This window comes from Streptomyces ipomoeae 91-03 (genome assembly GCF_000317595.1).
GTDB lineage: Bacteria > Actinomycetota > Actinomycetes > Streptomycetales > Streptomycetaceae > Streptomyces > Streptomyces ipomoeae.
This window is the reverse complement of record NZ_AEJC01000271.1, coordinates 13,084-34,995: the sequence shown is the minus strand read 5'-3', so window position 1 is coordinate 34,995 and position 21,912 is coordinate 13,084. Positions and strand designations below refer to the sequence as shown.

The 21,912-nt window shown below is 69.3% G+C and carries 14 protein-coding genes, 3 tRNA genes and 2 pseudogenes; 10 read left to right on the top strand and 9 right to left on the bottom strand.

All coding sequences use genetic code 11. The features are described 5' to 3' along the window. Positions 1 to 80: 80 nt before the first annotated feature. Entirely contained in the window at positions 81 to 1,448 is a 1,368-nt protein-coding gene (locus tag STRIP9103_RS17855) for an RNA polymerase sigma factor (protein WP_048820481.1), read from the top strand. A gap of 356 nt (positions 1,449 to 1,804) precedes the next feature. Here STRIP9103_RS17855 and STRIP9103_RS17850 read toward each other — a convergent pair whose 3' ends face one another. From STRIP9103_RS17850 to STRIP9103_RS17835, 4 genes are all read right to left on the bottom strand, one after another. Next, on the bottom strand, positions 1,805 to 3,742 hold the full coding sequence (locus tag STRIP9103_RS17850) for an ABC transporter ATP-binding protein (RefSeq protein WP_009314004.1): 1,938 nt from the start codon (positions 3,740 to 3,742) through the stop codon (positions 1,805 to 1,807). Further along, complete coding sequence (locus tag STRIP9103_RS17845; RefSeq protein ID WP_009314001.1) at positions 3,742 to 5,475, bottom strand: ABC transporter ATP-binding protein; 1,734 nt, start codon at positions 5,473 to 5,475, stop codon at positions 3,742 to 3,744. Before STRIP9103_RS17845 ends, STRIP9103_RS17850 begins: the two co-directional genes overlap by 1 nt. Before the next feature lie 226 nt (positions 5,476 to 5,701). Next, positions 5,702 to 7,156, bottom strand: coding sequence for an FGGY family carbohydrate kinase (locus STRIP9103_RS17840; protein WP_009313988.1), 1,455 nt, complete (start codon positions 7,154 to 7,156; stop codon positions 5,702 to 5,704). A gap of 69 nt (positions 7,157 to 7,225) precedes the next feature. Continuing rightward, on the bottom strand, positions 7,226 to 7,531 hold the full coding sequence (locus STRIP9103_RS17835) for a hypothetical protein (RefSeq protein ID WP_009314019.1): 306 nt from the start codon (positions 7,529 to 7,531) through the stop codon (positions 7,226 to 7,228). A 175-nt stretch (positions 7,532 to 7,706) separates the two neighbouring features. Between STRIP9103_RS17835 and STRIP9103_RS17830 the strand changes: the two genes are divergently transcribed. The 5 genes and pseudogenes from STRIP9103_RS17830 to STRIP9103_RS53120 all read left to right on the top strand — a co-directional run. Next, a tRNA-Asn gene (locus STRIP9103_RS17830) sits at positions 7,707 to 7,779 on the top strand. A gap of 5 nt (positions 7,780 to 7,784) precedes the next feature. Beyond that, positions 7,785 to 7,857: transfer RNA gene (locus STRIP9103_RS17825), tRNA-Asn, on the top strand. 178 nt (positions 7,858 to 8,035) lie between these two features. Beyond that, a tRNA-Ile gene (locus STRIP9103_RS17820) sits at positions 8,036 to 8,112 on the top strand. 233 nt (positions 8,113 to 8,345) lie between these two features. Next, on the top strand, positions 8,346 to 8,531 hold the full coding sequence (locus STRIP9103_RS17815; protein WP_234022229.1) for a type II toxin-antitoxin system VapB family antitoxin: 186 nt from the start codon (positions 8,346 to 8,348) through the stop codon (positions 8,529 to 8,531). Further along, a pseudogene (locus tag STRIP9103_RS53120) lies at positions 8,528 to 8,754 on the top strand (PIN domain-containing protein); the annotation flags it as partial. The gene STRIP9103_RS17815 and the pseudogene STRIP9103_RS53120, both read left to right, overlap by 4 nt. Positions 8,755 to 8,901: 147 nt before the next feature. Here the strand turns inward: STRIP9103_RS53120 and STRIP9103_RS17810 are convergent. Next, complete coding sequence (locus STRIP9103_RS17810) at positions 8,902 to 11,316, bottom strand: ATP-binding SpoIIE family protein phosphatase (RefSeq protein WP_009314033.1); 2,415 nt, start codon at positions 11,314 to 11,316, stop codon at positions 8,902 to 8,904. Between the two features lie 361 nt (positions 11,317 to 11,677). Between STRIP9103_RS17810 and STRIP9103_RS17805 the strand changes: the two genes are divergently transcribed. The 3 genes from STRIP9103_RS17805 (at position 11,678) to STRIP9103_RS17795 (ending at position 15,352) form a co-directional block, all read left to right on the top strand. Next, on the top strand, positions 11,678 to 13,162 hold the full coding sequence (locus tag STRIP9103_RS17805) for an APC family permease (protein WP_009313994.1): 1,485 nt from the start codon (positions 11,678 to 11,680) through the stop codon (positions 13,160 to 13,162). Between the two features lie 727 nt (positions 13,163 to 13,889). After that, positions 13,890 to 14,150: a hypothetical protein gene (locus STRIP9103_RS49965; protein WP_141586526.1), complete on the top strand. Its 261-nt coding sequence runs from the start codon at positions 13,890 to 13,892 to the stop codon at positions 14,148 to 14,150. A gap of 137 nt (positions 14,151 to 14,287) precedes the next feature. Then, on the top strand, positions 14,288 to 15,352 hold the full coding sequence (locus tag STRIP9103_RS17795; RefSeq protein WP_048820479.1) for a LacI family DNA-binding transcriptional regulator: 1,065 nt from the start codon (positions 14,288 to 14,290) through the stop codon (positions 15,350 to 15,352). Here the strand turns inward: STRIP9103_RS17795 and STRIP9103_RS17790 are convergent. From STRIP9103_RS17790 to STRIP9103_RS17775, 4 genes and pseudogenes are all read right to left on the bottom strand, one after another. Further along, positions 15,315 to 16,712, bottom strand: coding sequence for a glycoside hydrolase family 32 protein (locus STRIP9103_RS17790; protein ID WP_009314022.1), 1,398 nt, complete (start codon positions 16,710 to 16,712; stop codon positions 15,315 to 15,317). The two genes, STRIP9103_RS17795 and STRIP9103_RS17790, sit on opposite strands and share 38 nt — an antisense overlap. Before the next feature lie 5 nt (positions 16,713 to 16,717). Further along, positions 16,718 to 17,578: pseudogene (locus tag STRIP9103_RS17785) on the bottom strand (carbohydrate ABC transporter permease). 53 nt (positions 17,579 to 17,631) lie between these two features. Continuing rightward, on the bottom strand, positions 17,632 to 18,615 hold the full coding sequence (locus STRIP9103_RS17780) for a carbohydrate ABC transporter permease (protein ID WP_009313991.1): 984 nt from the start codon (positions 18,613 to 18,615) through the stop codon (positions 17,632 to 17,634). Then, positions 18,612 to 20,021: an extracellular solute-binding protein gene (locus STRIP9103_RS17775; RefSeq protein ID WP_009314017.1), complete on the bottom strand. Its 1,410-nt coding sequence runs from the start codon at positions 20,019 to 20,021 to the stop codon at positions 18,612 to 18,614. Before STRIP9103_RS17775 ends, STRIP9103_RS17780 begins: the two co-directional genes overlap by 4 nt. 296 nt (positions 20,022 to 20,317) lie before the next feature. Here STRIP9103_RS17775 and STRIP9103_RS17770 point away from each other — a divergent pair, with 296 nt between their 5' ends. Beyond that, positions 20,318 to 21,811: a glycoside hydrolase family 32 protein gene (locus tag STRIP9103_RS17770; protein ID WP_408995609.1), complete on the top strand. Its 1,494-nt coding sequence runs from the start codon at positions 20,318 to 20,320 to the stop codon at positions 21,809 to 21,811. Positions 21,812 to 21,912 lie beyond the last annotated feature (101 nt).

The window sequence follows — 21,912 nt, the reverse complement described above, 5'->3', positions numbered from 1 at the left end:
CCGCTGGTCACGGACCGGACGCAAAAAGTCACCGCACGCCCCTCGTGGCGGCTGTGTGTCGTACTCCACACTGGGTTCCGGTGCCTGAGTCCTCGGAGCGCGGCCGACCCGTCCCCCATGGGTCCGAGATCCCCGCGGTTCCGCTCGATGAGTACGGGATGGACGGCGGAGAGGCCGCCCGTGCCATCCCCGACATACCGCTGCCGTACGCCTCAGCAGCGACATTCCTGGAGGTCGCCCCCGTGCAGACCCAGACCCTCATACAGAACGACATCAGTACCGCCATCAGTACCGACGGCGCGGAGCCGGACGCGGAGACCGACGTCATCACCGCGGTGCCCGCCCAGAGCCGCGCCGCGCACCACCCCGAGGCGGCGCCGGACGGCCGGCCCGACCTCGACGAGCCGCCGCCGGCCGTGGTGGAGGACGCGGTGGTCGACGCCGCGGTGGTCGAGGACGTCGCGGTGGACGCCATCGAGACCGTCGAGCCGCCCGAGTCGGCGGAGGCGCCGCGGAGCCGCGCCGCCGACACCAGCGGTCCCTCGTCCGACCTGTTCCGTCAGTACCTCCGCGAGATCGGCCGTATCCCGCTGCTCACCGCCGCCGAGGAGGTCGAGCTCGCCCGGCGCGTCGAGGCCGGCCTGTTCGCCGAGGAGAAGCTGAGCAACACCCCCGACCTGGACAGCGAGTTGGCCCTCGACCTGGACCGCCTGGTGGTCATGGGCCGCATGGCCAAGCGCCGCCTCATCGAGGCGAACCTACGGCTCGTGGTGTCCGTGGCCAAGCGGTACGTCGGCCGCGGCCTGACCATGCTGGACCTGGTCCAGGAGGGAAACCTGGGCCTCATCCGAGCCGTGGAGAAATTCGACTACGCCCGTGGCTACAAGTTCTCCACCTACGCCACCTGGTGGATCCGCCAGGCCATGTCCCGCGCCCTCGCCGACCAGGCCCGCACGATCCGCGTCCCCGTCCACGTGGTCGAGCTGATCAACCGGGTCGTCCGCGTCCAACGCCGCATGCTCCAGGAACGCGGCCACGAACCCACCCCGGAGGAGGTGGCCGCCCACCTCGACCTGCTCCCCGAGCGCGTCAGCGAGGTCCTCCGCCTCGCCCAGGAACCGGTCTCGCTCCATGCCCCGGTCGGCGAGGAGGACGATGTGGCCCTCGGCGACCTGATCGAGGACGGCGACGCCGCGAGCCCCGTGGAGTCGGCGGCGTTCCTGCTGTTGCGCGAACACCTGGAAGCGGTCCTGTCGACCCTCGGCGAACGCGAACGCAAGGTGGTCCAACTCCGCTACGGCCTCGCCGACGGCCGCCCCCGCACCCTGGAGGAAATAGGCCGCATCTTCGGCGTCACCCGGGAACGCATAAGGCAGATCGAGTCCAAAACCCTCAACAAACTGAGGGACCACGCCTTCGCAGACCAACTGAGGGGCTACCTGGACTGAGACCCCGCCACCCCTTCGACCCCGCGGCGCCTTCGACCCTGCGGCGCCTTCGACCCTGCGGCGCCTCAGAATTCGGTCGAATCGGTGCGTTGGCGACCGCGGGTGGGTGGGGGCTGGTCGAGCAGTTCCCCGCGCCCCTGAAGACACGGCCCTTCGGGCCGATGAAAAGCGGGGCGCAGCCCCTGCTTTTCAGGGGCGCGGGGAACTGCGCGAGCAACCACATGCAACCCGCACCCGCCTCACAACCCCAACCTCCCGAGTTCTGGGGCGCAGCGGGGTCGAAGGGGCGCAGTCCCTGGATGGGGGAGGGACGGGTAGGGGCGGCGGGGGCGAAAAGGCCCCGCGCACCCCCGCCCTCAGTCCACCTCAGCCACAGCCTCCGCGAACTGCGCCTTGTACAGCCGCGCATAAGCCCCATCCGCAGCCAGCAACTCCGCGTGTCCCCCCTGCTCCACGATCGCCCCGTTCTCCATCACCAAAATCGTGTCCGCATCCCGGATCGTCGACAACCGATGCGCGATCACGAACGACGTCCGCCCATGCGCGAGCTTCGCCATGGCCTTCTGGATCAGCACCTCCGTCCGGGTGTCAACGGAACTCGTCGCCTCGTCCAGCACCAGGATCACCGGATCCGACAGGAACGCCCGAGCGATGGTGATCAGCTGCTTCTCACCGGCACTGACCCCGGTCCCCTCGTCGTCGATCACGGTGTCGTACCCGTCCGGCAGCGTCCGGATGAACCGATCCGCGTGCGCCGCCCGGGCCGCCTCCTCGATCTCCCCCCGGGTGACCTTGCGCGCGGTGGACGCCCCGTAAGCGATGTTCTCGGCGATGGTCCCCCCGAACAGCCAGGTGTCCTGAAGCACCATTCCGATCCCGTCCCGGAGCTCGTCACGGGACATGGAGGCGATGTCGACCCCGTCCAGGGTGATACGCCCACCGGTGACCTCGTAGAACCGCATCAGCAAATTGACCAGGGTCGTCTTCCCGGCCCCCGTCGGCCCCACGATCGCCACCGTGTGCCCGGGCTCGACCACCAGCGAGAGGTCCTCGATGAGCGGCTTCTCCGGCTCGTACCGGAAGGACACGCCCTCCAGCGCCACCCGCCCGCGCAGTTCCTCCGGCCGCACTCCGGGCACGGGGTCGGCCTCCTGCTCGTCCGCGTCCAGCAGTTCGAAGATCCGCTCGGCGGAGGCGACACCGGACTGCACGAGGTTCGCCATGGACGCCACCTGCGTGAGCGGCATCGAGAACTGCCGCGAGTACTGGATGAAGGCCTGCACGTCGCCGATCGACAGCGCGCCCGACGCGACCCGCAGCCCGCCCACCACGGCCACCAGCACATAGTTGATGTTCGACACGAAGAACATCAGCGGCTGCATGATCCCGCTGTTGAACTGGGCCTTGAACCCGGCCTCGTACAGCCGCTCGTTCTCCTCGGCGAACTGCTTCGCCGACTCCTCCTGCCGCCCGAACACCTTGACGAGGGTGTGCCCGGTGTACATCTCCTCGATATGGGCGTTGAGCTTGCCGGTGGTCCGCCACTGCGCGACGAAGTGCGGCTGCGACCGCTTGCCCACGCGGGTGGCCACCAGGAACGACACCGGTACGGTCACCAGCGCGACCAGCGCCAGCAGCGGCGACACCCAGAACATCATCACCAGTACGCCGATGATGGTGAGCAGCGAGTTGATGAGCTGCCCCATCGACTGCTGCAACGTCTGCCCGATGTTGTCGATGTCGTTGGTGGCCCGGCTCAGTACCTCACCCCGCTGCCGCCGGTCGAAGTACGACAGCGGCAGCCGCGACAGCTTGGCCTGGAGCTCCTCGCGCATCCGGAACATGGTCAGGTTGATGGCCCGGTTGGAGAGCCGGGTGGCCGCCGCCATCAGCAGCCCCGCGGCCAGGAAGATGCCGAGGGCAACCAGCAGCACGCCGCCGACGGCCCCGAAATCGATGCCCTCGCCGGGGGTGAAGTCGGTGCCGGACAGCATGTCGGCGACGCCGCCGTCCCCGCGCTCCCGCAGCCCCTCCAGCACCTGGGCCTTGGTCTGGCCCGCCGGCATCTGCCGCCCGACGACCCCGGCGAACACCAGGTCGGTCGCCTTGCCGAGGATCCATGGCCCCAGCACCGAAAGCTCGACGCTGAGCACCGCGCACGCGATCATCGCGTACATGGTGAACCGCTCGGGCCTGAACTGCGCGAGCAGCCGTTTCCCGGACCCCTTGAAGTCCATGGAGTGCTGATCAGGACCGCCTCTGGCCCCCGCCATCCGTGCCAACGGCCCGGCCATCAGGCTGCCTCCGCTTCCGTGAGCTGGGAGAGAACGATCTCCCGATAGGTCTCGTTGTCCGCCATCAGCTCGTGGTGGCGCCCGGTGCCGACGACCCGCCCCTCGTCGAGGACCACGATCCGGTCGGCGTCCCGGATGGTCGCCACCCGCTGGGCGACGATCACGACGGTCGCCTCGGCGGTCTCCAGCGAGAGTGCCCCCCGCAGTGCGGCGTCGGTGGCGTAGTCGAGCGCGGAGAAGGAGTCGTCGAACAGATAGATCTCCGGCCGCTGCACCAGCGTCCGCGCGATCGCGAGCCGCTGCCGCTGCCCGCCCGACACATTGGTGCCGCCCTGCGCGATGGGGGCGTTGAGCCCGCCCTCCAGCCGCTCGACGAAGTCCTTGGCCTGCGCCACCTCCAGCGCGTGCCACAGCTCCTCGTCGGTGGCGTCCGGATTGCCGTACCGCAGGTTCGTCGCGACGGTCCCCGAGAAGAGGTACGGCTTCTGCGGCACCAGCCCCACGGTTCTGGCGAGCAGCTGCGGATCGAGCGTGCGTACGTCGACGCCGTCCACCAGCACCTCACCCTCGGTGACGTCGAACAGCCGGGGCACCAGCCCGAGCAGAGTCGACTTTCCGCTTCCCGTGGACCCGATGACGGCGGTCGTCTCACCCGGCCGCGCCGCGACGTCGATCGACTTGAGCACCGGCTCCTCGGCCCCCGGATAACGGAACCCGGCACCCCGGATCTCCAGGAACCCACGCCGCCGCAGCTCCCGTACGGGCGCGACGGGCGGCTCGACACTGGTCTCGGTGTCGAGCACCTCCTGGATGCGCTCGGCGCACACCTCCGCGCGCGGCATCATCATGAACATGAAGGTGGCCATCATCACAGCCATCACGATCTGCATGAGATAGGCCAGGAACGCGGTCAGCGCCCCGATCTCCATCCCGCCGCTGTCGATCCGATGCGCCCCGAACCACACCACCGCGATCGACGAGACGTTGATGACCGTCATCACGATCGGGAACATCAGCGCCAGCATCCGCCCGGTCCCCAGCGACATCTCCGTGAGGTCGGCGTTCGCCTTCCGGAACCGGTCCTTCTCGTAGTCGTCCTTCACAAAGGCCCGGATGACCCGATTGCCGGTGATCTGCTCGCGCAGCACCCGGTTCACCGTGTCGAGCCGCTCCTGCATGCTCCGGAACAGAGGGCGCAACCGGCGCACGATCAGGCTGACGGAAATCCCGAGCACCGGTACAACGGCAAGGAGCACCCCCGACAACGGCACATCGAGCCCGAGCGCCAGCACGATGCCGCCCACGCACATGATCGGCGCCGACACCACCAGGGTGAACGTCATCAGCACCAGCATCTGCACCTGCTGCACATCGTTCGTCGTCCGCGTGATCAGCGACGGCGCCCCGAAGTGACCGACCTCACGCGCCGAGAACGACTGCACCCGGTCGAACACGGCTGCCCGGATGTCCCGGCCGACCGCCGATGCCGTACGGGCGCCGTAGTACACCGCGCCGATGTTGCAGACGACCTGCACCAACGAGATGCCGACCATCAGCGCCCCGAAGGACAGGATGTAGCCCGTGTCACCCTTCACCACACCCTGATCGATGATGTCCGCGTTCAGCGTGGGCAGGTAGAGCGTGGCGCACGTCTGCACGAACTGCAGCAGCACCAACAGGGCGATGGGTTTCTTGTACGGACGAAGATGACTTCGCAACAGACGTATGAGCACGCGAGCTCTCTCGGATTCGACGACGAGTGACGGGATGCACCAGCACCCATCGTCGGACACTCCACCCGCGTTACCTCAACCGAATTAGCCCAACAGGCTTAGGAGCCATGGACGCACCCCCACACCGCCGAGGCGCGGGGAACCGCGCGACCAGCCACGATGAGCCCCCACCCGCACGACGACACAAGCCCGGCAGACGAGAAGGCGATTCATACCCCCCGCTTACCTAGGAACGAAACGCCCCAGGGTGAGTCTGCTCACGAACGGCGACATACTGCTGCCGAACCGCCTGCCCCACGGCCAACTCGTCCCCCGGCTCCAACACCTGCCCGACCGCCCCCGGCCACATCGGCGGCGTACGAGGATCAAGCGTCCCCTGAGTCACCCCCAACGCCCACGCGGCCTGTCGAGCGGCACCCACGGCCGCGTAGTCCGCCGGCTGAGGCACGACGACCTGCACCCCGAACAGCGCGGGCGCAGCCGCCTGCACCGCGGGCAGCTCCGCCGCCGCCCCGAGCAGAAAGATCCGCCGTACGTCGACGCCCCGCCCCCGCAGCACGTCCAGCGCGTCGGCGAGCCCGCACAGCATCCCCTCGAACGCGGCGCGAGCCAGATGCTCCGGCCTCATGGACTCGCGACGCAACCCGGCCAGCGTCCCCGCCGTATGCGGCAGGTTCGGCGTCCGCTCGCCCTCCAGATACGGCAGCATCACCAGCCCGTGGGAGCCCGGCGTCGACTTCATCGCCAGCTCGGACAGCCCCTCCAGATCGGGCATGCTCAGCAGCTCGGCGGCCCCCCGCAGGGTGCGTACCGCGTTGAGCGTGGTGACGACCGGCAGATGCATACCCGTCGCATCCGCGAGGGACGTGATCATCCCGGTGGAGTCGACGAGCGCCTCGTTGTGGACGGCCATGACGGACCCGGAGGCCCCCAGCGACACCACCGCGTCACCGAGCCCGATGCCGAGCCCGAAGGCGGCGGCCATGGTCTCCCCGGTGCCGGCGGAGATGAGGAGCCCCTCCGGCGTCGTACCGGCGGCGTCCGAGGGCCCCAGCACCTCGGGCAGCATGACCTGGTGCCCGAGGGCCATCTCGACGAGATCGGTCCGGTACTGCCCGGTCGCCGCGTTCCAGTACCCGGTCCCCGAGGCCCCGCCCCGGTCCGTCGTCCTCCTGACCGGCCGCCCCAGCAACTGCCACACCAACCAGTCGTGGGCCTGCATGAGCACAGCCGTCCGCATCGCGGCATCCGGTTCCGTACGGCTCATCCAGCGCAGCTTGGTCACCGGCTGCGCCGCCCCCGGCACGCACCCCACGGCCTGCGCCCAGGCGCCCCGCCCGCCGAGCGCGTCGATGAGGTCGGCCGCCGCGACCTGGGCCCGCTTGTCACCGCCGACCATCGCCGGGCGCACGGTGTTGCCCTGTGCGTCCAGCGCGATCAGCCCGTTCTGCTGGGAGGAGACGCCGATCGCCTGCACGCCTTCGAGCAGCCCGCCGCCGGCCGCCTCGCCCAGGGACAGCAGCCACGCCTGCGGATCGACGTCACAGGGGCGCCCCCCGCCCTCCGTCGGCTCCAGCGGGTGCGGGGCATACCCCTGCCTGAGCACGGCCCCTGTGTCCGAGTCACAGACGACAATGCGCGTAAAATCGGGCGAACTATCCAGCCCGGCGACTATCCCCATGGCAGAAATTCTGCCCCACGGGAAGAGGTGGGAGTGCCGCGCGACGACCCCGCCGCCGCGACCGCGGACCTATGTGTCGCTGGTCCCCCAGTCGTCCGCGCCCTTGCCGTTCACATTGCGTTCGCGCAGTGAACGGACCCGCCCGGCGACCGAGTCCGGCACCCGGTCCCCGACCTTCTCGCTGACCACGTGGTACGCCTTGCCCGCGAACACCCGGCCCTGCTGGGCGGCGGACTCCGCGGTGTTGCGCACGGCCGGGTTCTGGGCGACCTGCCGGGCCGACTTCTTCAGCTGTTCGTAGCGCTCCCGCCCGGCCCGTGTTCCCAGTACGTAACCCAGGGCCAGTCCGGCAAAGAACGTGAGTCGATAGCGCATGGGCGGCCACCCTTCCTTGCGTCTGTGTCGGTCCTTGCGGCGCCCTCGGTGGGCGTCGGGCGTGGAGGGATACCGATTGGCGGAGCACCCCTCAGCTTGCGCTAATGTATGTGTCGCAGCGAACGCACGCCCCCTGGCGAATGCCCAGTTAGGTACGTTCGATGCAACGAGGCATTCCTCCGTAGCTCAATTGGCAGAGCAGCCGGCTGTTAACCGGCAGGTTACTGGTTCGAGTCCAGTCGGGGGAGCTCGGTCCTCCGTAGCTCAATTGGCAGAGCAGCCGGCTGTTAACCGGCAGGTTACTGGTTCGAGTCCAGTCGGGGGAGCAGCCTGAACGAGGACCCCGTCGGGGTCCTTTTTCATGTCCGGGGGGAACCGCGGGGGCAGCGGCGTAGTCCTCAAGGTCAAGAAGCGCACGCGAAGGCCGACCATCCGAAGCAGGAGATCGTATGAGCGGCTATGCTGCGGCAGACGGCGCGCACAAATGTGCGCGACGCGCCGTACGGGGCGGTAGCTCAGCCGGTTAGAGCAGCGGACTCATAATCCGTCGGCCGTGGGTTCGAGTCCCACCCGCCCCACCACTCGCTACGCGAGAAGAAACCTTCTGACCAGCAGCTTGGCTGGCGGGTAAGCGGGTTGAGGGACGCTGGCAGCGTGTCTCGGTGGGCATCTTCATGATCGACAGGGCGGATTCGGACGCAGGTTCCGATCAAGTCGGGCATGGGGTTCATGGGGTGATTCGCGTGGGGATGCGATGGCCCCGCCGAGGAAGCCTGTGTCGGAAACGGTCGACGACGAGGCGCTGGCCGAGGCCATGCGGCTCATGGGTGCCACGACGAAGAAGGAGACCGTCAACGCGGCTCTTCGGGACTACGTGGCGCGGATCAAGCGGCTTGAGGCCGCAGAGAAGCTGGCCGCGCGAGGTTCGCGTGGCGAGTTCGAGAAGGCCGCAGCGGCGCGTGACGCCGAGAAGCGTGCCCGACGCGAGGCCTTCGAGTGATCACGTATCTGGTGGACACCTCGGCTCTGTGGCACCTGTTCCGCACCCCAGGCGCGCTGCGTCCCTGGGAGGGACACATCGCCGCCGGAGTATTCCACCTCTGCGAGCCGGCACGAGCCGAATTCCTCTACTCGGCGACCAGCCCGTCTCATCGAGTTGAGTCGACACCGCCCAGTACAAACTGACCCAGCGGGGCCGGCATCGGGCGGCTGGAGCGATTGATGACGGTCTGGCCGCTCGGGGTTGCGGTGGGTGCGGTCCTTGCCCGGGCCGAGGCGTCTGGTCAGTAGGCCTGGGAAGAGGTGGTGGACGCGTCGGCCGCCGTCGCTTCCGCCGCCGTCGCGCGACCGGCAGCCGTCGTCCCGCTCGCTCACGGACCGTTCAGGCGGCTTCCGGGCGACTCTGGGACGGGGGGGGCCGAACCGAGCCGGACCTCGGTCCAGATTGTCTTTCCGTCGCGGGTGTAGCGCGTGCCCCAGCGGGCCGTCAGCTGGGCGACGAGGTACAGGCCCCGGCCGCCTTCGTCGTCCAGTCCGGCCCGCCGCAGGTGCGGAGACGTGTGACCGCTGTCGGAGACCTCGCAGATCAGGACGCGGTTGCCGTCGCGCAGCAGCCTCAGGCACAGCGGAGCGCCGCCGTACCGGATCGCGTTGGTCACCAGTTCGCTGACGATCAACTCCACGACGAAACCGACCTCGTCGAGATCCCAGGCGGAGAGCTGCCGCAGACACAGTGCCCGGGCCCGGGCCACCTCTGCCGGCTCGGCGGGGATGGTCCACGCGGCCATGCTGTCCTTGGTCAGCGCCTGGACCCGGACGAGCAGTAGTGTGGCGTCGTCCTGCGCCCGGTCGCGGCTACGCCGGTCGGCGATGGCCTGGCAGGCCTCCGCCGGCGTGATGCCGCGGCGTTGCAGCACACGGCACAGATCGGCCACACCGGCCTCGATGTCCCCGTACTCGTCGTTGACGAGCCCGTCGGTGAACAGGGCGAGCATGCTGCCAGGAGCAAGCCGGACCTCCGCGGACTCGAACGGCAGGTCGGCGATGCCGAGCGGCGGACCGACGGGCACCGCCACGTGGTGCGCGCTCCCGTCCGGCGCGACGACCACCGGGGTGAGATGGCCGGCGCTCGCCGTCGAGCAGACCTGGGAGGCCGGGTCGTACACGGCGTACAGGCATCGCGTACCCAGCGCCGGGTCCTCCGCCGGGTCGCCGTCCTCGGGATGGATGCCGATCCGGGCTTGGGCGACCAGGTCGTCGAGCCGGGTCAGCAGTTCGCCCGGGTCGAGATCGAGTGCCGCCAGGGCTCGGACCGTGGTCCGCAGACGACCCATGGTCGCCGTCGCTCGCAGTCCGTGGCCGGCCACGTCACCGACGACCAGGCCGACCCGGGCCCCGGACAGCGGGACCACGTCGTACCAGTCGCCGCCGACACCGGCCTGTCCGGCCGCCGGCTCATAGTGGTGGGCGATGCCCACGCTGGCCGGCTGGGGGAGTCGGTGGGGCAGGAGGGCGTGCTGCAGCGCCAGCGCGGTGGCGTGCTCACGTGCGAAGCGCCATGCGTTGGTGATGCACACCGCCGCACGGGAGACCAGTTCGCCCGCCAGGTCGCGGTCCTCCGGGGCGAACGGATCCCGCGGGGCCAGCCGTGTGAACGTCGCCCGGCCGAGCAGCGTGTCCCCGGACCGCAAGCTCAGGACCAGCCGGCGTTGACCTTCCGTCGGCCCTGACGCGTACTGCGGAACGGGAGTGTCGACGTCGGCGGTGTCGCGCTGCGCGACACACCGCAGTGGTGCGGGCTGGGCGGCGGGGCCGGCCGGAAGGTCCTCGCCGAGCAGGACGGAGTCCGCGAGCTCGACCCTGACCTCGTCGGCGAAGCCGGGCACCACCACCTCCGCCAGTTCCTGGGCCGTGCGCGTGGCGTCCAGCGTCCTGCCGATGCTGCTGGCCCGGCTCAGCAGGGCCAGCCGCTGCCGGGCCTCGTAGCGGGAGGTGATGTCGAAGGCGGCCTCACAGACCCCGAGCGGATGGCCGTCGGAGTCCTCCAGACGAAAGTACGAGTTGGACCAGACGCGCTGGTGAGCGGGGTCCGCCGGGGTGGGGCTGCGGTAGTGGAGATCGGTCACCGGGGTGCTGGTCCGGAAGACCTCGGCGATCACGTCCTCCAGCGGACCTAGGTACCCTGGTGTGATGACCTCCCCCTGGGGCAGCAGGTCGCTGACGTACCGGCCCTGAGTCTGTGCCGGTGTGAAACCTATCTGCTCCTGCTGGGCGCCGTTGATCCAGGCCACACGCGCGTCGGGCCCGTAGACCGTCAGGATGATCGACGACCGTGTGACGAGGCCGTCCAGCACCGACTGGGCCGTCATCCAGTGCTGGAGACGGTCGGCGGGAATCAGCAGCACCAGCCAGAGCGCGCCGAGGTCGCGGTGGTCCAGCCGGCTCACCCGCAGGGCTGTGGGCACGGTGCCGCCGTCGCGACGGCGCAGGTTCCGGATCTCGGTGTGACCGGGCTGCCGGGCGCGATCCGCCGACAGGCCCCCGTCCTGCGGCACCAGGCCGATCAGACCGGGGACGTTGCCGTCGGATTCGAGGGCGTCCACGTCCGCGAGCAGTTCGCGGGCGGAGCGGCCCAGGACCTCGGCGGCGGAGAAGCCGAACTGTTGCTCCGCCGAAGTGTTCCAGCCGACGACAGTCTCCCGGTGGTCCAGTACCGCGATGGCCGCCGTGACCGTATCGAAGGGATTGTCGTGTGCGAACTGCGCCGCTGGGACGAGTGCTGTCATGGAGGCCTGCCAGGGGTGGGTGTCCCTGGCAGCCAGGCTACCCCCGGCGCCTGGCATGCGCTGCGAGGCGCCGGGCTGCCGGTCGGACAGTCTCCGTCACTTCCCGCGCATATCGCACGGCTCACGGATCACGGCCCGGATCCCGGCACTGGAGGGTTCCTCCGGTCGGCCCACACGGTCGCTGGTCGCTGTTCTCGCACGCTCGCGGGCATCACCGTCGGCAAAACGTTCCGCGGTTCCCGTGCGGCGGCCGACATCGAGATCGCCGCAATCGTCGGCCGAACGTGGTCGGCTCCGTCCGTTCGATTTAACATGAGAACCAGAAGGACGCTGCCATGAGAAGCAACTCAAGGTCATTAAGGTGAAACGTCGGCTTCCGTGGTCGGTGACCGGCGGCGCCAGCAGTGAGTCCCGCGCGCTTTCGGGCCACATGGGCACCAGAGCCCTCACCCTGACCGTTCTCGCGTTCTCGGCCCCGATCTCGGTGGTGAGCGCCTACCTCCCCTACAGCATCTCCTTCGGGGGGAAGGGCGCGGCTTTCGCCTTCGCCGCCGCGACGGTCGTCCTGCTGTTCTTCGCCGTCGGTTACGTGACCATGGCCAGGCACGTGCCCAAGCCCGGTGATTTCTACTCCTTCATCAGCACCGGACTCGGCAAGGTCGTCGGACTGGGTGCGGGCCTCCTGGCCGTCACCACCTATGTGGTGCTGCTCGCCGGCGTCTACGCCCAACTCGGCGTCACGGTCCAGAACCTCATCGTCAGCCTCGACGGACCGAACACCCCCTGGCTGGTGTGGACGGTTCTGGGGTGGGCCGTCGTGAGCGTCCTGGGCTACCTGCACATCGAACTGTCGGCGAAGATCCTCTCGATCGCCATGGTCGTCGAAGTCGTGGTGGTCATGACGTACGACGTGGCGGTGCTCATCGCTGGTGGTGGTGGTCCGGACGGGCTCACGGCACGGCCGCTGAGCCCCTTCGAGTTCACCAGGGGCGACGTGGGTGTCGCGATACTCTTCGCCATCCTGCTCTTTCTCGGCTTCGAAGCCACCGCCCTGTTCCGCGACGAGGTCCGCAACCCGAACAAGACCATCCCGCGGGCGACCTACACCGCGGTCGTCTTCGTCGGCCTCCTGTACCTCCTGTCCTGTTACGCGCTCATGTCGGCGTACGGGGCGAAGGCCGTCAGCGTGGCCACGAACGCGCCGACGACGATGTTCCCCGACTCGATCGGGCACTATGTCGCTCCCGCCTTCACCCAGCTGTCCTATCTCTTCGTGACCACGTCGGTCCTGGCCGCGCTGCTCGCCATCCACAACGTGGTGGCGCGGTACGTCCACAACCTGAGCTGCGACAGGGCGCTCCCCGGGTATCTGGCGGACGTTCACCGCCGGCACGGTTCACCGCATCGCGCCTCCACGCTGGCCGCGATCGTCACCGCTGTCGTACTGCTCGCCTTCGTGGTCGCCGGCAGCCAGGGGCCGTCGCTCTACGCCGAGCTGACCGGTCTCGGGGCGGCCGGCATCCTGCTCCTGATGACCATGGTGAGTCTGGCGGTCATCGTCTGGTTCGGCCGCACCGGTGTCCCGGCCGGGGAGAACTGGTTCAAGGTGTTTCTCGCTCCCGGTATCGCCGCGGCCTCACTGGGCGGCACGGTCTTCCTGGCGCTGACCCACTTCGAGCTCATCGTCGGCGGGGCGCCGGGCCAGAACCTGTGGCTCGTGGGTATTCCGCTGGTCGGCTTGTGCGTGGGGATCGCCCTCGCCCTGTACTTCCGGTCGCGGCGCCGGCACGTCTACGACCGGCTCGGCAGAGCCGACCGGGGCATCGACCTCACCGACGAGACCTGACCGAGCCACCGTCCTGCGCCGGGCGCCGCCCGCCTGCGCCGGTTTGACCACCGCCTCGCGCAGTTCGTCGGCGGTCATCGGGCTCCGGACCCTACGGGACAAGGTGGTCGACGGCTCGGCCCCGCTCATCGACGCCGACGCCGACGCCGACGCCGAGCCCGCGCTCGACCTGGCAGCGACGGGCCGGTCCGGAAGATCGGGACCCTGCGCAAGCGGCTCGTCTGAACCTGCACCGCACACGTTCGCGCCGCTACCGGTCGGCCGTCACGGACGGCGGCGCTGAGAGTTCGGCCAGGGGCATCGCAGATCCGCCGTTGACCAGCCGCTCCCCACCGTTCCGCCGGCGGCAGGTCAGCACAAGCCACCGTATCCCGTCGAGGTCTGCCGATCGGCAGAGGTGACAGGCCCGTTCGGCAGATACAGGTGGCGCGGAATGCCCCCCATTCTGCTGCTCAACAGATCTAACGCGCCCGCGGCGGTCAACGCCGTGCCGGTGCGACCGCGTCAGGACCGTCACGGACTTGACCGGTCTGCGCCGAACATGAGTCCGCGACTCGTGGTCCGGCAGCGCAAGCAGGAGGCCCGTGGCGACCTCGGGCGTATCAAGAACCAGCGTTGGAGGTTTCATAGCTCGGTGGTGAACGATGTGCGGCCGGCGATCGTATCCCGCATCGTGCGGGAGGCTCAGGCTCTGGCGTCTCCGGGCGCGCGACCGATGGAACGGGTCGTGCGGGAGACAGGGCTGCTCGGCTTGGTCGCGCTGGTCACATGGGTCTCGGTCACACAGTGGATCAGTTCTGAACTGGTGACGCCCCGGCTGGTGATGGGCAAGGACCGCGCGCTGACCCTTGACGCCCGCACCGCCAAGCCCGTCCGCGTCACCGCGCCCGACGCACGGGCACGTCTGCGCAGCGCGCAGATGCTCACACGACTGAGGGGCAGGCTGCGGGTCACACACTGCGCGACCGAGACATCACGGTCTCGGTGAGCGGCCCCGGCGTGCTGCAAGGACCTACGTCTCGGCTTTCCCTGGAGGCTCCCATAACCACCACCGAGACGAACGGGAGTGGCGACGTCGCCACGGGTAGGCTTTGTCCGATCAGGCAAACTCGGCGGGGACGAGGCATGGGCGGGGTCGAGAAGGCGCGGGGTGGCGGGGCTGAGCGGGCGACCTCGCGGGATGTCGCCCGGCTTGCCGGGGTGTCGCACACGGCCGTGTCCTTCGTCTTCAACGGGCGTGCCGAGGGCAACCTCTCCGCCGAGACGCAGGAGAAGATCCGCAAGGCAGCCACACAGCTCGGCTACCGGCCGAACGCGGTCGCCCGTGGCCTGCGCCGACGTCGTACCGCCGTGATCGGTCTGGTGACGGACGAGATCGCCACATCGCCGTTTGCCGGGCGGCTGCTGCGCGGGGCTATGGACATGGCGTGGAACAGTGAGCATCTGGTGCTCACCGTCGACTCCGGGCAGGACCCCGTCGCCGAGGACGCGGCCGTCGCCGAACTGCTCGACCGGAGGGTCGACGGGATCATCTACGCCGCGCTGTCGTTGCGCCGCGCCCGAGTCCCGGAAGGGCTGCACCGCACGTTCGCCGTGCTTGCCAACTGCCTTCCCGAGGACGGCTCTCTCCCCGCCGTCATCCCCGCCGAGCGGGCCGGTGGCCGCAGTGCCGCGCGCGTGCTCCTCGACGCGGGCCACCGCCGTGTCGCCCTGGTGGGTGGCCTGGACGACATCGCGACCGCGGAGCGGCTGCGCGGCTTCCGGGACGCGCTGCGAGCGGTGGGGCTGACCGCCGAGAAGGACTGGATCATGCGGACGGGAGGGGAGATCGCCGCAGGGTACGAGGGAGCGTTGCGGTTGCTGGACCGTGTTCCCGCCGACCGGCGGCCCACGGGGATCGTCTGTTACAACGACCGGGTCGCCGCCGGCGTCCTCCACGCCGCCGCGCGCCTGGGCCTCGACGTGCCCGCCGATCTGTCCGTCGTCGGTTACGACGACCAGGAGCACATGGCCGCTTTCCTCAGCCCGCCCCTCACCACGGTCGCTCTGCCCCATCGCGCGATGGGAGAGGCGGCCGCCCGCCTGCTCCTGGACGCCATCGACAGCGGGACCGCGCCGTCCGTCACCACCCGGCGGCTGGAGTGTCCCGTCGTCATGCGGGGCTCGGTGGGACCAGCGCCCAGCCCGTGACCTCGACGTCCGTCCCCGACACGGCCAGCTCCGCGACGTCGTCGCCGCGTCGGTACACCCGTTCCGTGGCCATCGCCCGGTCGCCCGCGAACAGCTCCAGCAGGGAGCCGTCCACGAGGATCCGTACGGTGAGGGTCTCGCCCGGCGAGGTCGGCAGGACCAGGGGGGCCGTGCCGTCCGGGCGGGCGCGTGGCCAGGCCGTGCGGTCCAGGGTCACCGCGCCGGACGCCGGGTCGAGTCGCACGGTCAGTTCGGCTCCGGACGCGGCCCGCAACAGACTCAGCGTCGCCGCCGACCGGGCGGTCACCAGCAGGTCGTAGGAGAGGGGGAGCGGTCGATGCGGTCCGGGTGTGGCCGTGAACGGGACGGCCGCTCGGAGTAGTTCGAGCTCCGCGGCCGGTACGACCCGCAGTGTGCCGTCCTCGTGGGTGTCCATCACGCGTGGTGCCGTGAGAACTCCGGACCAGCCCGCGCGGTCCACCTCCTCGCGAGGGCGTGACTCCCAGGACCAGCCCCAGAGCAGGGCGCGGCCGGACTCCGTGTCGTGGAGGACGGAGGGGGCGTAGAAGTCACGGCCGAGGTCCAGGGGACCACCCGTACCGGCCACGAACCCCAATCCACCGTCCCCCTTTTCTACCAGACGCCCTGTGAGGTACGCGGTGCTCAGCGGGTCGCCGTCCCACAGTGCCACCGCCAGCACCCAGTCGCCCCCGGGTGTCTCCCACAGTTGCGGGCACTCCCAGCCGATCGCCCGCGTACCGAAGGCGCGGGCCGCCGCCGCGTCCCGGCCGTCCAGCAGGACCCCGGCGAACCGCCACGCGTACAGGTCCTCACAGTCGTACACCAGGACGGACGGGGTGCCGTCGGCGTGGCCGGCGCCCACCAGCGCCCAGCGGCGTCCGGCGAAGCGGAAGACGAACGGGTCTCGGAACATCGTCACGTCCAGTCCGGCCGGCGGGCCGGCGACCACCGGCACCGGGAGTTGCTTCCATTCCTGAAGGCCGTCGTCCTCGGCCACGGCGAGACAGATCGCGCTCAGGCCCCGGTGGTCGTGGTCGATCCCGGAGTACACCGCTGTCGGTACCCCACCGTCATCCACCACGCAGCCGGACCAGCAGCCCGCCTCGTCCGGGCCGCCGGGCGTCGGCCGCAGGGCGATCCCGTGGTCGTCCCAGTGGGCGAGGTCGGGGCTGGAGGCGTGGCCCCAGTGGACGTTCGCGTGGACGGGGGCGTCGGGGTTGTGCTGGTAGAAGAGGTGGTATCGACCGCCCCAGCGGAACGGCCCGTTCGGGTCGTTCATCCAGTTGGCCGACGGGCGGACCCTGAAGCACGGGCTGTGGGCGTCGGTCGACCGGCTCACGGAACTCAACGATTGACTCCTGCGGAGGTGATGCCCTCGCGCAGAGGGCGCTGGCCGACGACGAACACGACGACGGCGGGGAGCATGGAGAGGACGACCCCGGCCAGGACGACGGAGATCGAGCCGGTGCCGAGGTTGCCCTGGAGGGAGACCAGGCCCAGGGGCAGCGTGAGGTTCTCGGTGGAGGTCTCGAGGATCAGCGGCCGGAAGAACTCGTTCCAGTGATAGTTGAAAGCCAGTACGCCGACGATGGCGAGGCCGGGGGCCGCCAAGGGGGCGTACACGGACCGGAAGACGCGCCACGGGCCCGCGCCGTCGATCATCGCCGCCTCGCCCAGGTCCTTCGGCATGCCCAGGAAGTACTGGCGCATCAGGAAGGTGCCGAAGGCCGTCGGGAAGGCCGGGACGATGAGGCCGAGCAGGGTGTCGGTCAGACCCATCGTCTTCAGTTCCAGGAAGACCGGGACGATCGTGACCTGCAGGGGCACCATCATCGTGGCCAGGACCAGCGCGAACAGCGGCTTTTTGAAGCGGAATTCGAGGCGGGCGAAGGCATAGCCCGCCAGCCCTGCGGTGATCATCTGACCGACCGCGATCAGCGCGGTCACCAAGGTGGAGTTCAGTGTGTAAAGTCACACGTCGATCTGGTCGAACACCCCGCGGTAGGCATCGACGGTGGGGTCCGCCGGGATGATCCTCGGCGGCAGGTCGAAGGACTCCGCCGGCGTGCGCAGTGACGTCGACACCGTCCAGATGACCGGGCCGAGCGTCAACAGGGCGCACAACGCCAGGCCGGCGATCCGGGCCCAGGGCGCCAGACCGTGCCGTACACGCGACACGGTGGGGCTCGTGCGGGAACCAGGCATCGAATCCGATGCCGAACCCGAGAGGGAACTCGTACTCATCTGACTCACCCGGCTCACTGGTAGTGGACGTAACGCCGGCTGAGCCGGAACTGGAGTGCGGTGACCGCCATGATCAGGACGAAGAGCAGGACGCCCACGGCGGACGCCTCGCCGAAGCGGAGCTGCTCGAAGGCCGTCTCGTAGATGACCATCACGACTGTGCGGGTGGAGTCGCCGGGCCCGCCGGCCGTGAGGACGTACGGCTGCTCGAAGACCTGGAGGGCGTTGATGATGCCGACCACGGACGCCACCAGCAGCGTGGGCGACAGCAGAGGCAGGGTGATGGCGAGGTGCTTGCGAACCCCGCTCGCGCCGTCCAGCGAAGCCGCCTCGTGCACCTCCTTCGGGATGTTGTTCAGCCCGCCGACGAACAGCAGGAACGAGAAGCCGAACTGCTGCCAGACGTACGCCAGGACCACGGCCGCCATCGCCCCGTTCTCCGAGGTCAGCCACGGGACCGAGGGGATACCGACGGTGCCGAGGAGCCAGTTCACGGGACCGAAGTCCTGGTTGAACAGGTACTTCATCACCACCGAGATGGACGCGGCGGACAGCACCAGCGGGAAGAAGAACGCCGAACGGAACACGGACCGAAGCCACTTGGGCATCCGGCCGTTCACCGTGATCGCCAGCACGAGCGCGATCAGCAGCTGCAGCGTGACCGCGAGCACCATGAAGACGAGCGTGTTGCGGAAGGAGACGAGGACCGTCGAGTCGGTGAGGATTTCGCGGTAGTTGGCCGCTCCGGCCCAGCGCGGGTCCTCGATCACGTCCCACTGGAAGAGGCTGAGGACGACCGAGCCGACGATCGGTACGACCGTGAAGACGACGATGCCGACGACGGTGGGCGCGAGGAGCAGTACGGCGAGCAGGCGGGCGCCCCGGGTGCGGGTGGTGGTGGCTGTGGACTCGGACGCCTCACGAGTCTGACGGGCCCTGCGGCTCTTGCGGGTACGGGCGGACTCCGGTCGTACGGGCCTGATCTCAGTGTTCGTCACACTCCACGCTCCATTGCCTTCTCCAGGTCCCCCTGCAGCCGACGCAGCGCGGGACGCACCGCGCCGGGGCTCGCGAGGGCGGTTCCGGTGTGCTTGATCAGCAGCTGCTCGACCTCGTTGACCTGCGGCGGGGCCGGGATCGGCCCGGTGGTGGGGATCTTGTCGAGGGTGTCGTAGAAGACCTGCCAGTGGGCCGGGCCGGTCTCCCGGTAGCGGGCCGCGTCGACCATGGAGCGGCGGGCCGGAGTGGTCTGGTTGGCTGCGAAGAGCTGGGTCATCACATCTTTGCGGGCGGTGTACTTGATGAACTCCCAGGCCTCGTCCCGCATCTTCGAGGTGCGCAGCAGCGCGTACCCGGCGGCGCCGAACTGGTGACGTCGCGTACGCCAGCGCGGGAAGTACCGGACGTCGTATTCGGTCGGTTTCATGCCCGCCTGATGCAAGCCGCCCGCCCAGAAGCCGCCCGCGGGTGTGACACCGACGCGGCCGGTGGAGAACACGCCGACGAGGTTCCGGCCGTCGCCGCCCTCGGGCCGGGTGCACAGGTCCTCCTGGATGAGGGAGGAGAGGTAGTCGTAGACCTCCACGACGCGGTCGGAGTCGGCCTGGGGTGTTGTCCACCGATAACCGCCGCCCCGGCCGCGCCGCTCCGCCTCGGGATAGAAGGAGTTCCAGAGCCAGTCGCCCCCGGGAGCCTTGGACTCGGTGAGGAGGTTGGTGCCGTTGGCGAAGAGCCAGGGGACCACTCCGCCCCACAGACGGTTGGTCCAGAAGTACGGGGTGAACCGGGATCCGTTGCTGCGTTTCATCGCACGGAGCAGCGCCGTGAAGTCGTCGCGGGTCCAGTCGTCGTCGGGGAGGTCGGCGCCCGCGCGTTCGAGGACCCGGTTGTTGAGGTAGATGTCGGCCGCGTTGAACTCGACCGGCAGCTGGTAGAGGCTTCCCTCGTACATCATCGACTCGACCAGCGAGGGATGGACGTCGGCGAAGTACTCGCGCAGTTCGGCCGCGTCCCGCTTCGCCCACTCGTCCAGCGGTACGCCGAGCCGCCGGGCGAAGAGCTGCACGCCCTCGGTGGCGACGTACACGAGGTCGGGTGCCGTGCCCGCGGCGATCTGGGTGAGGATCTTGGAGAAGAAGTCCGACCAGTCGTAGGCCTGTACGGGGTTGATATGGATCTTGATGTTGGGGTGGACCTCGCGGAATCCATCGCGCAGGGCGCGTTGTGCCTCGGGGTTGAAGGCGGAGCCCAGGGTGGCTATGACGAGCGAGCCGTCGTCGCGGCCGGGGATGTCGGCGGCGGTGAGGCGGTCCCAGCCGGCCGCGACACCGGCGAGAGCGGCGGCTCCGGCGCCGTACGCGCCGTAGCGCACCAGGGCCCGGCGGGAGAGGAGCGAGTCGGTCATCGACGAGCCTAACTCGTGTTAGTCGCAGTGTGATTCCACGATGATGAGAAGCTCGTTGCGGCTCTGTCAAGGGATGTGGGCGGGTGGGAAGTTACATGAACGGGCGGTGCGCGAAGGCTTGACCTTTAACGAGTTAGGTATACGGTTCCGGCCACATGAGTCGCGTTCCGACGACGACGTCGGGGAAGGGAGCCGCACGATGCGTGGCATGAAGACGGGTTCGCCGGGTCCAGGGGGGGACTCTGTCCAGGCGGTCGCTGCTGGCGGCCTCGGCCGTCGGCGCCGCCGGTGCTCTGCTGCCGGACCTCGGGAGACCGGCGGTGGCGGTGCCTCGTGAGGCGACGGCCGCGTGCACGGGCAGCTACCGCGCCGAGTACCACTTCACTGTCCCCGACCAGTGGATGAACGACCCGCAGCGTCCGATCTGGATCAACGGCGAGTACCACTACTACTACCTCTACAACCCCGACTACTCGACGGGCGGCACGACGGCCGGCACCACCTGGCGCCTGGCCACCAGCACCGACCTCGTCTCCTTCACCGACCGAGGCGTCGCCGTGCCGAAGGACACGACCCCCAACAGCGATGTCTGGTCCGGCTCGGCGGTGGTCGACACGGACGACACGGCGGGCTTCGGCGCGGGCGCGGTGATCGTCATCGCCACCATGGCTCCCGACGAGATCACCCAGGCGCAGTACCTGTACTACTCGACGGACGGCGGCCGCACCTTCACGAATTACGGCACCGCCCCCGTCCTCCCCAACCCCGGCGTACGGGACTTCCGTGACCCCAAGGTGTTCCGCGACGAGGAGCGCGGGCGGTGGGTGATGGCGCTCGCCGAGAACGACAAAGTGGGCTTCTACCACTCGGCCGACCTCAAGTCGTGGACGTACGTCGGCGGCTTCATCAAGGGCGGCATCGGCGTCCTGGAGTGCCCCGATGTGTTCCGCATCAAGGCGGAGGACGGGACCTGGAAGTGGGTACTGGGTGTCAGCGCCAACGGCAAGGGCTCCGGGCTGCCGAACACGTTTGCCTACTGGACGGGTTCCTTCGACGGCACGACCTTCACCGCCGACGGGGCCGATCCCCAGTGGCTGGACCACGGCTGGGACTGGTACGCGGCGGTCACCTTCGAGAAACGTGACGCGAACGGGGTCCTGGACCCGGCCGCACGGTACGCGATCGGGTGGATGAACAACTGGGACTACGCGAACACCACGCCCACGATCGAGTGCGACGGCTTCAACGGCACCGACTCGATCGTACGCGAGGTGCGGCTGAAGCTCGCTTCATCCGGTACGTACTACCTGGCGTCCCAGCCGGTGACGGCCCCGGACGACCATGTGGCACGCACGGTGAACCTCGGCGACATCACGGTCGACGGCACGCGACTGCTCGACTACACGGGTACCGCGTACGAGCTGACCTGTGACATCACCTGGGACCAACTGGTCGGCGCCGGGCTTCAGCTGCGGCGGTCGTCGGACGGTGGGCGGCACATCGACGCGGGGATCTACGGCGACTACGCCTTCGTCAACCGTGGTTACACCGTCAGCCCCGACACGTCCGGCCGCTGGCAGGAGAGTCGGACGCCCTTCGACCTGTCCGCCCGGACGGTCCGCCTGCGGATCCTCGTCGACCGCACGTCCGTCGAGATGTTCGTAGGCGACGGCCGCTACGTGCACTCGACCGAGGCCTTCCCCGACCCGTCCGACACGGGACTGGCGCTGTTCACGATCGACGGGCAGGCGGTGTTCCGGAACGTGGTGATCCGGGAGTTCACGGTCTGATCCGACGGGGAGGTGGCCGGGGCGGCCGAGAGGTTGCCGACGACCGGCGCGCCAGGGCTCTCTATACCGAGGCAAGCTAGACATCGGCACCGCGGAAACGG